This window comes from Streptomyces sp. NPDC059582, from assembly GCF_042735715.1.
In the GTDB taxonomy this organism is placed as follows: domain Bacteria; phylum Actinomycetota; class Actinomycetes; order Streptomycetales; family Streptomycetaceae; genus Streptomyces.
The window spans coordinates 1-12,767 of sequence record NZ_JBHWCC010000062.1 but is presented as its reverse complement, the minus strand read 5'-3'; the positions used below and the strand labels follow the sequence as shown (position 1 = coordinate 12,767).

At 70.5% G+C, this 12,767-nt stretch carries 12 protein-coding genes; 5 read left to right on the top strand and 7 right to left on the bottom strand.

The genetic code is table 11. From position 1 onward, the window contains the following. Positions 1 to 59: 59 nt before the first annotated feature. Complete coding sequence (locus tag ACFV0T_RS35900; RefSeq protein ID WP_385788749.1) at positions 60 to 617, top strand: acyl-CoA thioesterase; 558 nt, start codon at positions 60 to 62, stop codon at positions 615 to 617. A gap of 172 nt (positions 618 to 789) precedes the next feature. Here the strand turns inward: ACFV0T_RS35900 and ACFV0T_RS35895 are convergent, their stop codons facing one another. Further along, on the bottom strand, positions 790 to 1,947 hold the full coding sequence (locus tag ACFV0T_RS35895) for an acyl-CoA dehydrogenase (RefSeq protein WP_385788748.1): 1,158 nt from the start codon (positions 1,945 to 1,947) through the stop codon (positions 790 to 792). A gap of 181 nt (positions 1,948 to 2,128) precedes the next feature. Here ACFV0T_RS35895 and ACFV0T_RS35890 point away from each other — a divergent pair, with 181 nt between their 5' ends. After that, a complete protein-coding gene (locus tag ACFV0T_RS35890; protein WP_385788746.1) occupies positions 2,129 to 3,475 on the top strand; it encodes a UDP-glucose dehydrogenase family protein in 1,347 nt (448 codons plus the stop codon). 264 nt (positions 3,476 to 3,739) lie between these two features. Here ACFV0T_RS35890 and ACFV0T_RS35885 read toward each other — a convergent pair whose 3' ends face one another. Next, positions 3,740 to 4,258, bottom strand: a complete 519-nt coding sequence (locus ACFV0T_RS35885; RefSeq protein ID WP_385788745.1) for a CGNR zinc finger domain-containing protein — start codon at positions 4,256 to 4,258, stop codon at positions 3,740 to 3,742. A gap of 176 nt (positions 4,259 to 4,434) precedes the next feature. Between ACFV0T_RS35885 and ACFV0T_RS35880 the strand changes: the two genes are divergently transcribed. Next, positions 4,435 to 4,794 (top strand): VOC family protein, encoded by a 360-nt coding sequence (locus tag ACFV0T_RS35880; protein WP_385788743.1) that lies wholly within the window; start codon positions 4,435 to 4,437, stop codon positions 4,792 to 4,794. Between the two features lie 99 nt (positions 4,795 to 4,893). Here ACFV0T_RS35880 and ACFV0T_RS35875 read toward each other — a convergent pair whose 3' ends face one another. Genes ACFV0T_RS35875 through ACFV0T_RS35865 form a run of 3 tightly spaced genes read right to left on the bottom strand, consistent with a single transcriptional unit; the run spans position 4,894 to position 7,737 of the window. Next, positions 4,894 to 6,072 (bottom strand): dipeptidase, encoded by a 1,179-nt coding sequence (locus ACFV0T_RS35875; RefSeq protein WP_385788741.1) that lies wholly within the window; start codon positions 6,070 to 6,072, stop codon positions 4,894 to 4,896. A gap of 4 nt (positions 6,073 to 6,076) precedes the next feature. Further along, a complete protein-coding gene (purE, locus tag ACFV0T_RS35870) occupies positions 6,077 to 6,601 on the bottom strand; it encodes a 5-(carboxyamino)imidazole ribonucleotide mutase (protein WP_385788739.1) in 525 nt (174 codons plus the stop codon). Continuing rightward, positions 6,598 to 7,737 carry a 5-(carboxyamino)imidazole ribonucleotide synthase gene (locus ACFV0T_RS35865; RefSeq protein WP_385788737.1) on the bottom strand — a complete coding sequence of 380 codons (1,140 nt, stop codon included), beginning with the start codon at positions 7,735 to 7,737 and terminating at the stop codon, positions 6,598 to 6,600. Before ACFV0T_RS35865 ends, purE begins: the two co-directional genes overlap by 4 nt. 198 nt (positions 7,738 to 7,935) lie before the next feature. On the opposite strand from ACFV0T_RS35865, the gene ACFV0T_RS35860 reads away from it, so the two are divergent. Next, positions 7,936 to 8,439, top strand: a complete 504-nt coding sequence (locus tag ACFV0T_RS35860) for a GtrA family protein (protein ID WP_385788735.1) — start codon at positions 7,936 to 7,938, stop codon at positions 8,437 to 8,439. Positions 8,440 to 8,669: 230 nt separating this feature from the next. On the opposite strand, the gene ACFV0T_RS35855 is transcribed toward ACFV0T_RS35860, so the two are convergent. Next, positions 8,670 to 9,947 carry an ATP-binding protein gene (locus ACFV0T_RS35855; protein WP_385788733.1) on the bottom strand — a complete coding sequence of 426 codons (1,278 nt, stop codon included), beginning with the start codon at positions 9,945 to 9,947 and terminating at the stop codon, positions 8,670 to 8,672. Between the two features lie 43 nt (positions 9,948 to 9,990). Further along, positions 9,991 to 10,668, bottom strand: coding sequence for a response regulator transcription factor (locus tag ACFV0T_RS35850; protein WP_064533465.1), 678 nt, complete (start codon positions 10,666 to 10,668; stop codon positions 9,991 to 9,993). A gap of 546 nt (positions 10,669 to 11,214) precedes the next feature. On the opposite strand from ACFV0T_RS35850, the gene ACFV0T_RS35845 reads away from it, so the two are divergent. Then, positions 11,215 to 12,711, top strand: a complete 1,497-nt coding sequence (locus tag ACFV0T_RS35845) for an oligopeptide:H+ symporter (RefSeq protein WP_385788731.1) — start codon at positions 11,215 to 11,217, stop codon at positions 12,709 to 12,711. Positions 12,712 to 12,767: the final 56 nt, after the last annotated feature.

Below are 12,767 nucleotides of genomic sequence, written 5' to 3'. Positions count from 1 at the left end.
CCGCTGTTGCCAAGCTGACACAAATTCCCGGGTTGTCACCTCCGCATAGGGTGGGGGTCATGACAGACCAGGCTCTTGCACTGGAGTCGGAGACGCCGGGCATACCCGGCAGGCCGACTTCCGCGTCCCGCACCACCCTCAGCCACATCATGACCCACAACGACACCAACCTCCTGGGCACGGTGCACGGCGGGGTGATCATGAAGCTGGTCGACGACGCGGCGGGCGCGGTGGCCGGCCGGCACAGCGGTGGCCCCGCCGTCACGGCGTCCATGGACGAGATGGTGTTCCTGGAGCCGGTCCGCGTCGGCGACCTCGTGCACGTGAAGGCCCAGGTCAACTGGACCGGCCGGACCTCGATGGAGGTCGGGGTGCGGGTCCTGGCCGAGCGTTGGAACGAGTCCACCCCGGCCAGCCAGGTCGGCTCGGCGTACCTGGTGTTCGCCGCGGTGGACGCCGAGGGCAAGCCGCGCCGGGTACCGCCGGTGCTGCCCGAGACGGAACGTGACGAGCGTCGCTGCCAGGAGGCCCAGATCCGCCGTACCCACCGCCTCGCCCGCCGCAGGGCGATCATGGAGCTGCGGGAACGCCGCGCGGCGGAGGGCATCACGGACTGAGGCTGACCGATCGACCGGCCGAGCGCCGGTCCGGGACGGTCCGGGACCCGCCGAGGACCGGCCCGGAACAGCCACGAAGACACGGAAGCCCCCGGCGGCGTGCCGGGGGCTTCGTTGTGCGCGAGCCCCGCGTGGGGCGCGCGTGGGGCGTGCGTGGGGCGTGCGTGCGGGGTTACGGCAGGTTGCGCGCCATCACGATGCGCTGGACCTGGTTCGTGCCCTCGTAGATCTGGGTGATCTTCGCGTCGCGCATCATGCGCTCGACCGGGTAGTCGCGGGTGTAGCCGTAGCCGCCCAGCAGCTGGACCGCGTCCGTGGTGACCTCCATGGCCACGTCCGAGGCGAAGCACTTGGCGGCCGCGCCCTGGAAGGTGAGGTCCTTGTCACCCCGCTCCGACTTGGCGGCGGCCGCGTACGTCAGCTGGCGTGCGGCCTCGATCTTCATGGCCATGTCGGCGAGCATGAACTGGATGCCCTGGAAGTCGGCGATCGGCTTGCCGAACTGCTTGCGCTCCTGGACGTAGCCCTTGGCGTAGTCGAGGGCGCCCTGGGCGATGCCGAGGGCCTGGGCGGCGATGGTGATGCGGGTGTGGTCCAGGGTCTTCATCGCCGTGGCGAAGCCGGTGCCCTCCTCGCCGATCATGCGGTCCGCGGGGATGCGGACGTTGTCGAGGTAGACCTCACGGGTAGGGGAGCCCTTGATGCCGAGCTTCTTCTCCGGGGCGCCGAAGGAGACACCCTCGTCCGACTTCTCGACCACGAAGGCCGAGATGCCCTTCGAGCGCTTCGTCGGGTCCGTGACCGCCATCACCGTGTAGAACTCGGAGACGCCCGCGTTGGTGATCCAGCGCTTCACGCCGTTGAGGACGTAGTCGTCACCGTCACGGACGGCCTTCGTCTTCATGCCGGCCGCGTCGGAGCCCGCGTCGGGCTCGGAGAGGCAGTACGAGAACATCCCCTCACCCTTGGCGAGCGGGGTCAGGTACTTCTTCTTGAGGTCCTCGCCGCCGGAGAGGATCACCGGGAGCGAGCCGAGCTTGTTCACCGCCGGGATCAGCGAGGAGGACGCGCACGCCCGCGCCACCTCCTCGATCACGATCACCGTCGCCAGCGCGTCCGCGCCGGCGCCGCCGTACGACTCGGGGACGTGCACGGCGTGCAGATCGCCCGCGACCAGCGCGTCGAGCGCCTCCTGCGGGAAACGGGCTTCCTCGTCCACCGCGGCGGCGTACGGCGCGATCTTCGCGTCGGCCAGCGAGCGAATGGCGTCGCGGAGCATGTCGTGCTCCTCGGACGGGCGGTACAGGTCGAAGTCAGCCGATCCGGCCAAGGTCTCTCACGCTCCAAGGACACTGCGCTAATTACCGTTAAGTAACCCAAATTTTAGGGGTACGCCCACGGGACAGATACGTGAGCTTGGCGACAGCGGGAAATCTGCCGGTTGAAGCCGCGCCACGTGCCCCGACTATGCTCGGTCCGCGCATCCGACGCCATACAACCCTGGAGCATGCATGGCCGCCCTCAAGATCACCGTGATCGGCACCGGTTATCTCGGCGCCACGCACGCCGCGGCCATGGCCGAGCTCGGCTTCGACGTTCTCGCGCTCGACATCGTGCGCGAGAAGATCGAGATGCTGGAGCGGGGCGAGACCCCGATGTACGAGCCGGGACTCGAAGAGCTGCTGCGGCGGCATGTCGCCGGGTTCGAGGGCAGCACCGGACGACTGCGCTTCACCCAGGACTGGGCGGAGGTCGGGGCGTTCGGCGACATCCACTTCGTCTGTGTGAACACCCCGCAGAAGCACGGCGAGTACGCCTGCGACATGTCGTACGTCGACTCCGCCGTCGCCTCGCTCGCGCCGCATCTGGCCCGTCCCGCGCTCGTCGTCGGCAAGTCCACCGTGCCCGTCGGCTCCGCGGACCGGCTGGCCCGCATGATCGCCGAGCTCGCGCCGGCCGGCCCGGACGCCGAACTGGCCTGGAACCCGGAGTTCCTGCGCGAGGGCTTCGCCGTCCAGGACACCCTGCACCCCGACCGGATCGTGGTGGGCGTGCGCAGCGAACGCGCGGAGAAGCTGCTGCGGCAGGTGTACGCCACCCCCGTCGGCGAGGGGTCGCCGTTCGTCGTCACCGACTTCCCCACCGCCGAGCTCGTGAAGACCTCCGCGAACTCCTTCCTCGCCACCAAGATCTCCTTCATCAACGCGATGGCGGAGGTGTGCGAGGCGGCGGGCGGTGATGTCGCCAAGCTGGCGGAGGCGATCGGGCACGACGACCGGATCGGCAAGAAGTTCCTGCGGGCCGGGATCGGCTTCGGCGGCGGCTGTCTGCCGAAGGACATCCGGGCGTTCATGGCGCGCGCCGGTGAGCTCGGTGCCGACCAGGCGCTGACCTTCCTGCGCGAGATCGACTCCATCAACATGCGCCAGCGCGGACAGATGGTGGAGCTGGCCCGGCAGGCGCTGGGCGGCGGTCCCTTCCTGGGCAAGCGGGTCGCCGTGCTCGGCGCCACCTTCAAGCCCGACTCGGACGACGTACGGGACTCCCCCGCGCTGAACGTCGCCGGTCAGATACACCTCCAGGGCGGCCAGGTGACCGTCTACGACCCCAAGGGCATGACCAACGCGCGCCGGGTCTTCCCGACGCTGGGCTACGCCGACTCGGCGCTGGAGGCGGTGCGGGGCGCCGACGTCGTCCTGCACCTGACCGAGTGGCGGGAGTTCCGGGAGCTGGACCCGGCGGAGCTCGGCGAGGTCGCGGCGGCCCGGCTGATCCTCGACGGACGCAACGCGCTCGACCCCGAGCTGTGGCGCAAGGCCGGCTGGACGTACCGGGCGATGGGACGCCCGACCGCCTGAGACGGTCCTCCGGCAAGGGCCCTGCCCGAAACGACCGCCGCCGAAGGTCTCCCCGACACGGTCCGCCGGGGACGAGCAGACCGGTCGTCGGTGCGAGCGGTCCCCGCGTACGGGCTGCCCGTACGCCCGTCCCAGCAGGCCGGACCGGCGATGCCGGTTCGGCCGAGGCTCAGTCGGCCGAACCGGCATCTTGCTGCATTCTGCCGCACCCGGCCGCCCCGTGACGCGGGAACCACCTGTGCGTCGGTCGCCCTTGCCAGACCCTTACCGCTCCTTGACGACCTCCTTGGCCCGGTACCGGCGCATCTTCGCGCGGGCCCCGCACACCGACATCGAGCACCAGCGGCCCCGGCCGGCCGGGCTGCGGTCGTAGTACGCCCAGTGGCAGGTCGCGGCCTCGCAGGCCTTCAGCCGGCTCCAGGTGCCCGCGACCAGGGACTCCGCCACGGCGGCCGCGACCCGGGACAGCAGCGGCGCCTCGGCGCCGGGGGCGATCCGGGCGGAGCCGTCCCGCTCGTCGACCGTCACGTAGAGCGGTGCCGCCGCCAGCAGGGCTCCCAGTGGGGGCGCCTCGCGATACGGCGGATGGCCCGCGTGCGCGAGCAGCGCCGTGCGCAGCGCTTCCCGCAGGTCGCGGGCGGCCGGCAGGTCGTCCTGGGCGAGGGCGAAGCGCGCCATGGCGGCGGGCGTGTCGAGGGCGTCGGCGCCCGTCTCGATGTCCAGCGTGTTCACCAGGGACTCGATCAACACCAGGCCGCCCGGTGCGGGCGATCTCTCACTCATCGCGGCACACCACCTCCCGACTCCCGGTATTTCCCTTGTGACGTTACCTCCTGTGCGGCAGCATGAGGTAACGGTTACCGGTTACCCGCCCCAATGGGTAACGGATGCCATGGGTGACGCCTGCAATGGGTGCGCCCGCACCACCCGCACGGACAACGCCGATCGAGGAGGAAGTCATGGCGCTCGCCAAGCTGGACGTCGTCGTCCTGGACTGTCCCGACCCCCGGGCCCTGGCCGGTTTCTACGCCGCGGTGCTCGGCGGCACCGTGGAGGAACACGACGACTGGGTCGACCTGAGGGTGAACGACGCCCAGACGCTGGCGTTCCAGGCCGCGCCGGGACACGTACCGCCGAAGTGGCCCGCGCCCGACGGCTCGCAGCAGTTCCACCTGGACCTGACCGTCGAGGACCTGGACGTGGCCGAGAAGGGGGTCCTGGCGCTCGGCGCACGGCCGCTGGACGCCGAGGACCGCTCGCGCACCTTCCGGGTCTACGCGGACCCGGCCGGGCACCCGTTCTGCCTCTGCGCCTGCTGACCGTCCGGTCGACCGGGCCGCCCGGCAGGCTTCGCCGGGGCGGGGTGGCGGACGCGCTCCGCCACCCCGCCCCGTGCGTCAGCCGTCAGCCGTCAGCCGTCAGCCGTCGAGAGACTCGATCGTCGCGTTGGAGGGCGCGCGGGTGGCCCGCAGGCCGCGCGCGACGTCCTCGGCCGCGCCCAGCACCCGGACCGAGTTCTGCCAGGTCAGCTTGGCCAGGTCCGGCCTGGACCAGCCGCGGTCGAGGAGCTCGGCGATCAGGTTGGGGTAGCCGGAGACGTCGTTCAGGCCGTCGGGGGTGAACGCCGTGCCGTCGTAGTCGCCGCCGATGCCGAGGTGGTCGATGCCGGCGACCTCGCGCATGTGGTCGAGGTGGTCGGCGACCGTCGCGACCGTGGCGACGGGACGCGGGGTGCTCTCCTCGAAGGCCTGGTGGACCCGCATCGCCTCGGCCGTGGTGTCCAGGTGGTGGAAACCGTGGGCGCGCATGTTCGCGTCGGCCGCGGCCGTCCAGTCGACCGCCGCCTGGAGCACGAACTTGGGCACGAACGTCACCATGGCGATGCCGCCGTTGGCGGGCAGCCGTTCCAGGATGTCGTCCGGGATGTTGCGCGGGTGGTCGCAGACGGCCCGGGACGAGGAGTGCGAGAAGATCACCGGCGCGGACGAGGTGTCCAGCGCGTCGCGCATGGTCGTCGCCGCCACATGGGAGAGGTCGACGAGCATGCCCAGGCGGTTCATCTCCCGGACCACCTCGCGGCCGAAGGCGGACAGACCGCCGACCGCCGGCTTGTCGGTCGCCGAGTCCGCCCACGCCACGTTGTCGTTGTGGGTGAGGGTCAGGTAACGCACACCGAGGTCGTACAACCCCCGCAGCGTGCCGAGGGAGTTGGCGATCGAGTGGCCGCCCTCCGCGCCCATGAGGGAGGCGATACGGCCCTCGGACCGCGCGGCCTCCATGTCCGCCGCCGTCAGCGCCTGCCGCAGGTCCTGCGGGTGACGGTCGAGCAACTGCCGTACGCAGTCGATCTGTTCCAGCGTCGAGGGCACCGCGTCGGGCAGGTCCGAGCGGACGTAGACCGACCAGTACTGCGCGCCGACGCCGCCCTCGCGCAGGCGGGGGATGTCGGTGTGCAGATGGGCGTTCTGGTGGGTGGCGATGTCGCGGGCGTCGAGGTCGTAGCGGACCTGTTCGCGCAGGGCCCAGGGGAGGTCGTTGTGACCGTCCACGACCGGGAATTCGGCGAGGAGCGCGCGGGCTTCGTCGAGGGAGGTCATCGGCTCACTTCCCGAAACCGAAGCCGTTGCCGGCGCCGTCGACCTTGGCACGCAGACGCTTGCCCTTCTCGGTGGCCTGGTCGTTCAGCTCCTGCTGGAAGTCCCGCATCCGGGCCAGCAGGTCCTCGTCGTGAGCGGCGAGGATACGGGCCGCGAGCAGCCCCGCGTTGCGGGCACCGGCGACGGAGACGGTCGCGACCGGGACCCCGGCCGGCATCTGCACGATCGACAGCAGCGAGTCCATGCCGTCCAGGTACTTCAGCGGCACCGGGACCCCGATGACCGGCAGCGGGGTGACCGAGGCCAGCATGCCGGGCAGATGGGCGGCGCCGCCCGCACCCGCGATGATCACCTTGATGCCCCGGTCGGCGGCCTGCTCGCCGTACGCGATCATCTCGCGCGGCATGCGGTGCGCGGAGACCACGTCGACCTCGTACGCGATCTCGAACTCGTCGAGGGCCTGGGCGGCGGCCTCCATGACGGGCCAGTCGGAGTCCGACCCCATGACGATGCCTACAACTGGGCTCATTCGGTGATCGTGCCTCTCAGGTAGCCGGCAGCGTGACGGGCGCGCTCCAGCACGTCGTCGAGGTCGTCGCCGTAGGTATTGACGTGGCCGACCTTGCGGCCGGGTTTCACGTCCTTGCCGTACATGTGGATCTTCAGCTGGGGGTCGCGGGCCATGCAGTGCAGGTACGCGGAGTACATGTCCGGGTAGTCGCCGCCGAGGACGTTCACCATGACCGTCCACGGCGCCCGCGGGCGCGGATCGCCGAGGGGCAGGTCGAGGACGGCCCGGACGTGGTTGGCGAACTGGGACGTGATCGCGCCGTCCTGGGTCCAGTGGCCCGAGTTGTGCGGGCGCATGGCGAGTTCGTTCACGAGGATCCGGCCGTCCGCCGTCTGGAACAGCTCGACGGCGAGATGGCCGACGACACCGAGTTCCTTGGCGATGCGCAGCGCCATCTCCTCGGCCCGAAGCCCGAGGCCCGGGTCGAGGTCGGGGGCGGGGGCGATGACCGTGTCGCAGACGCCGTTCACCTGGCGGGACTCGACCACCGGGTAGGCGACCGCCTGGCCGTGCGGGGAGCGGACGACGTTCGCCGCCAGCTCCCGTACGAAGTCGACCTTCTCCTCGGCGAGGACCGCGACGCCGGCCCGGAAGGGGTCGGCGGCCTCCTCGACGGAGTCCACGACCCACACGCCCTTGCCGTCGTACCCGCCGCGGACGGTCTTCAGGACGACGGGAAAGCCGTCGCCCTCGGCCGCGAAGGCGGCCACGTCCTGAGGATCGGTGACGATGCGGTGCCGCGGGCACGGCACGCCGATCGCGTCGAGCCTCGCCCGCATCACGCCCTTGTCCTGGGCGTGCACGAGCGCGTCGGGGCCCGGCCGGACGGGGATGCCGTCCGCCTCCAGGGCCCTGAGGTGCTCGGTGGGCACATGCTCGTGATCGAACGTGATCACATCGCACCCGCGTGCGAACGCGCGCAGCGTGTCCAGGTCGCGATAGTCGCCGACGACGACATCGCTCACGACCTGTGCCGCGGAATCCTGTGGGGTGTCACTGAGGAGCTTGAACTTGATGCCGAGCGGGATGCCTGCCTCGTGTGTCATACGCGCGAGCTGGCCCCCGCCGACCATGCCGACTACCGGGAACGTCACGCCCCCAGGATATCGGCCACGCCGGGAAGGCCGGATTCCGCACCTCTTACCGTGCCCTTTCCCGCCTCATACCCGGCCCTTCCCGGCTTCTCGCCGAACTGTTTCCCGTCCGTGAGCCCGTCCACAGGAAAGGCTGAAGGGGGGCGGTTAGCATGGCTGGGTTGACGTAAACCGACCCGGACGGGGGCACGCACAGCCATGGAACACGGTTCCTCGGGGCTGCGACGACTCGTACGCGAGGTCGCGAAGTTCGGCGCCGTCGGTGGCGCCGGGCTTCTGGTGAATCTCGGTGTGTTCAACCTGGTGCGCCACACGACGGACCTTCCCGTCGTACGGGCCAGCGTCATCGCCACCGTCGTCGCCATCGTCTTCAACTACATCGGCTTCCGTTACTTCACGTACCGGGACCGTGACAAGGGCGGCCGTACGAAGGAACTGACCCTGTTCCTGCTGTTCAGCGTGGTCGGCCTGGTGATCGAGAACGGCGTGCTGTACGCGGCGACGTACTGGTTCGGCTGGGACAGCCCGTTGCAGAGCAACATCTTCAAGTTCCTCGGCATCGGCGTCGCCACGCTGTTCCGGTTCTGGTCCTACCGCAGCTGGGTGTTCAAGACACTGCCCGCGCGGGAGGCCGTCGCCGACGCGGAGTCGCTGCTGAAGGCGGAGTCGAAGAAGCAGCGCGCGGATCAGTGGGCGGGCTGACCCGCGTCCGTGACGGAGCCCGTCAGGGCCGACCCGGGCGGTGACCGGGCCCGTCAGGGCTGACCCGGAGGCCGTGAGGGCTGACCCGGAGGCCGTGAGGGCTGACCCGGAGGCCGTGAGGGAGCCCGTCAGGACTGACCCGGGGCAGTGACGGGGCCCGTCGGCCGGCGTCGGGAAGGCACCCGATCCGCGCCGGGGGCCGTGCGGGACCGACCGGACCCGGCGCTCCCCTAGCGCACCGTCGGCTCGTCCTCATCGTCCGCGGGCGGCCGCTTGAGCGGCGTGCGGGACAGGAACAGGCCGAACACCGGCGGCTGGGTCTGGAGCATCTCCAGTCGGCCGCCGTCCGCCTCCGCGAGGTCCCGGGCCACCGCGAGGCCGATGCCCGTCGAGTTGCGGCCGCTGATGGTGCGCTCGAAAATTCGCGCCCCGAGGTCGGCCGGGACACCGGGGCCCTCGTCCGTCACCTCGACGACCGCCTGGTTGCCGGTGACGCGGGTACGCAGCGCCACCGTGCCCCCGCCGTGCATGAGCGAGTTCTCGATCAGGGCCGCCAGCACCTGGGCCACCGCTCCCGGCGTCCCGACGGCCCGCAGATGACGCTTGCCCGAACTGACGATGGCGCGGCCCACACCGCGGTACGCCGGGCGCCACTCCGCGAGCTGCTGCTGGATGACCTCGTCGAGGTCGAAGGAGACGGCAGAGCCGGTGCGGGGGTCGCGGGCGTTCGTCAGGAGCCGCTCCACCACGTCCGTCAGGCGCTCCACCTGCGTGAGCGCGATGGTCGCCTCCTCCTTCACCGTGTCCGGGTCGTCGGTGAGGGTGATCTCCTCCAGCCGCATGGACAGCGCGGTCAGCGGTGTGCGGAGCTGGTGGGAGGCGTCGGCGGCCAGCCGCCGCTCGGCCGTCAGCATCCGGCCGATGCGTTCGGCGGAGGAGTCCAGGACGTCCGCGACCCGGTCCAGCTCGGGCACGCCGTACCGCTTGTGCCGGGGGCGCGGGTCGCCCGAGCCGAGGCGCTCGGCGGTCTCCGCGAGGTCGGTGAGCGGTGAGGCGAGGCGGTTGGCCTGGCGGACCGCGAGGAGCACCGCGGCCACGACGGCCAGCAGCGCAACCGCCCCGATGATCAGCAGCGTGCGGCCGACCTCCCGGGTCACGGACGAGCGCGGCTCCTCGACCGTGACCGTCTCGCCCTCCTCGCCCTTCGCGGTGGAGCGGATCACCTCACCGGTCGGCTTGGTGCCGACCTCGATGGTCCGCTCCCCCGGCATCACGATCCGGGCGTAGCGTTCCTGCGCGACCTGGCCGCGCAGTATCTGCGCGTTGACGGTCTCCTCGCCGAGCAGCCGGCTGTCCACGATGCTGGCCAGCCGCAGAGCCTCGGAGTCCACGCGCTCCTGGGCGCTGTTGCTGATCGTCCGGGTCTCCACGATCACCAGGGACACGCCGAAGACGGCGATGACGACGAGCACCACGGCCAGCGTGGACTGGATCAGTCGACGGCGCATGTCCTCTTACCTAGCGTTACCCGACGGGACGACGAGAAGGCGTTCAGCTCTTCTCGAAGCGGAAGCCCACTCCTCGTACCGTCGCGATGTAGCGGGGGTTCGCCGCGTCGTCGCCGAGCTTCTTGCGCAGCCAGGAGATGTGCATGTCGAGGGTCTTGGTCGACGACCACCAGGTGGTGTCCCAGACCTCGCGCATCAGCTGGTCGCGGGTGACGACCCGGCCCGCGTCGCGCACGAGCACCCTCAGCAGGTCGAACTCCTTGGCGGTGAGCTGGAGTTCCTCGTCGCCCATCCAGGCGCGGTGCGACTCGACGTCGATGCGCACACCGTGGGTGGCGGGCGGCTGCTGCGGCTCGGCGGCGCCGCGCCGCAGCAGGGCGCGGACGCGGGCCAGCAGTTCGGCGAGCCGGAAGGGCTTGGTGACGTAGTCGTCGGCGCCCGCGTCCAGACCGACGACGGTGTCCACCTCGTCGGCGCGCGCGGTCAGGATGAGGATGGGGACGGCGTGGCCTTCGGCGCGCAGCCGGCGGGCCACCTCGAGGCCGTCCATGCCGGGCAGGCCCAGGTCCAGCACGACCAGGTCGACGCCGCCCTGCATTCCTGCGTCGAGTGCGGTGGGGCCGTCCTCACGCACCTCGACCTCGTACCCTTCCCGGCGCAGGGCGCGGGCCAGCGGCTCCGAGATGGACGCGTCGTCCTCGGCGAGCAGTACACGGGTCATGAGCTGATGGTAGTCCGCCCCGGGCAGGCGTCGAAGTGTGATCGCACGTGCGGTTTCTTACCCAGGGACATGCCGGACACGGCTGCGCCGCGTCCGGTGACGCAGGCCCCCCAAAGCTCGCCGCGATCTTGGTACGGACCTGCGGTCGGGGGATGTCATCCTGGCAAGGGCCTTCGAAAGTGCGCGCACGGTTCCGTGATCACCTGTGATCCCTGTCTCAAGTCCTTCCATATGCGACGGTGTCCTGAAGTATGGTGAATCAACGCCTCTAGCACCACGGGGACCTTCGGCGAGCGGTTTCACGCTGAAGGTCTCTTTTGCGTGCGGGCCGGCTTCGCCGGCCTCGAAAGGAATGACCTGTGGCCGGGCCTCAGCGCAGTGACGCGCATTGAGGCGTGGATCCCGGTGGTCGCCGTCCACCGCTCCGTGATCCGGAGCGGACTCCCCGTGGGCGTGGGGTGGATGAGGCGAACCAGCCGGTGCCGGCCGCCCCCCACCGGGCGCGCAACGCTCAAGCAGCGCGTCCCGAGCAGCAAGGATCGACCAATGGCGTCCAGCCTGACGAAGGACTCGGTCTCCCCGGGCACCCCCGGTTCCGAGAAGACCTTCTTCGGCCACCCCCGCGGACTGGCCACTCTCTTCATGACGGAGATGTGGGAGCGTTTCTCCTACTACGGCATGAGGGCACTGCTCCCGCTGTACCTGGTCGCTCCGGGTGGCCTGCACCTGAGCGCGGCCACCGCGACCGCGATCTACTCGGTGTACCTGTCGCTCGTCTACCTGCTCGCCCTGCCGGGCGGCTGGTTCGCGGACCGCGTCCTGGGTCCCCGCAAGACCGTCGCCGTCGCCGGAATCGTCATCATGGTGGGCCACCTCACGCTGGCCCTGCCGTCGTCCGGCACCTTCTACGCGGGCCTCGGTCTGGTCGCGATCGGCTCCGGTCTGCTGAAGGCCAACATCTCGACGATGGTCGGCCACCTCTACGACGGCCCGGACGACCCGCGCCGCGACGGTGGCTTCACGCTCTTCTACATCGGCATCAACCTCGGCGCGTTCGCCGCGCCGCTGATCATCGGCACCGTCGGTGAGAACGTCAACTGGCACCTGGGCTTCGCGCTCGCCGCGCTCGGCATGGCCCTCGGCCTGGCCCAGTTCCTGCTCGGCCACCGCCACCTCGACGCGCGCTCCAGTGTCGTCCCGACGCCGCTGACCGCCGCGGAGAAGGCCGCGACGCTGCGCAAGTCCGGCTTCTGGGCGGCCGTCGCCGTCGTCTTCTACGCGATCGTCGGCTTCTCCGGCCACTACACGCTGAACTGGCTGCTGGTCCCGATCACCGTGGCCGGCCTGATCATCCCGGTCCTGGTCATCGCCCGCATCAAGCGCGACAAGAACCTGGACCGCGTCGAGCAGTCGAAGATGTCCGCGTACATCTGGTTCTTCGTCGCCGCGGCCGTCTTCTGGATGATCTACGACCAGGGCGGCTCGACCCTGTCGATCTTCGCCGACGAGTCGGCGAAGAACACGGTCTTCGGCTGGGAGTTCCCGGTCTCCTGGTACCAGTCCGTGAACCCGGTGCTGATCATGGCGCTGGCCCCGGTCTTCGCCTGGGCGTGGCTGGCGCTCGCCCGGCGCGGCAAGGAGCCGAGCACCGCGGTGAAGTTCGCGATGGGCCTGGTCCTGGTCGGCGCGTCCTTCTTCCTGTTCCTCGCCCCGCTGGCGATCGCCGACGGCGGTCACAAGGCGGCCGCGTTGTGGCTGGTGGCGATCTACTTCGTGCAGACCGTCGGTGAGCTGACGCTCTCCCCCGTCGGCCTCTCCGTCACCACGAAGATGGCGCCCGCGAAGTACGCCTCCCAGATGATGGGTGTCTGGTTCCTGGCCGTCACCGCCGGTGACGCCACGACCGGTCTGCTCTCCATCGCCGGCGTCGACCTCAACAAGACGGGCATCGTGGCCTTCGAGGGCGCGCTCGCCGTGGTCGCCGGTGTCGCGGTGTGGATGTACCGCAAGCGGGTCAAGGAGCTCATGGGAGACGTCCACTGACGTCCCGCCAGGGCGGTTCCAAGGGAAGGGCCGCCGCACCCCACAGGGTGCGGCGG

What these genes read in the sequence shown, in the direction of transcription:
- ACFV0T_RS35885 (WP_385788745.1), bottom strand. Translation starts at nt 4,258, where the DNA reads ATGAGTGAGAGATCGCCCGCACCGGGCGGCCTGGTGTTGATCGAGTCC.
- ACFV0T_RS35875 (WP_385788741.1), bottom strand. Translation starts at nt 6,072, where the DNA reads ATGACCTCCCTCGACGAAGCCCGCGCGCTCCTCGCCGAATTCCCGGTC.
- ACFV0T_RS35890 (WP_385788746.1), top strand. Translation starts at nt 2,129, where the DNA reads ATGGCCGCCCTCAAGATCACCGTGATCGGCACCGGTTATCTCGGCGCC.
- ACFV0T_RS35860 (WP_385788735.1), top strand. Translation starts at nt 7,936, where the DNA reads ATGGAACACGGTTCCTCGGGGCTGCGACGACTCGTACGCGAGGTCGCG.
- ACFV0T_RS35880 (WP_385788743.1), top strand. Translation starts at nt 4,435, where the DNA reads ATGGCGCTCGCCAAGCTGGACGTCGTCGTCCTGGACTGTCCCGACCCC.
- purE (WP_385788739.1), bottom strand. Translation starts at nt 6,601, where the DNA reads ATGAGCCCAGTTGTAGGCATCGTCATGGGGTCGGACTCCGACTGGCCC.
- ACFV0T_RS35850 (WP_064533465.1), bottom strand. Translation starts at nt 10,668, where the DNA reads ATGACCCGTGTACTGCTCGCCGAGGACGACGCGTCCATCTCGGAGCCG.
- ACFV0T_RS35845 (WP_385788731.1), top strand. Translation starts at nt 11,215, where the DNA reads ATGGCGTCCAGCCTGACGAAGGACTCGGTCTCCCCGGGCACCCCCGGT.
- ACFV0T_RS35900 (WP_385788749.1), top strand. Translation starts at nt 60, where the DNA reads ATGACAGACCAGGCTCTTGCACTGGAGTCGGAGACGCCGGGCATACCC.
- ACFV0T_RS35855 (WP_385788733.1), bottom strand. Translation starts at nt 9,947, where the DNA reads ATGCGCCGTCGACTGATCCAGTCCACGCTGGCCGTGGTGCTCGTCGTC.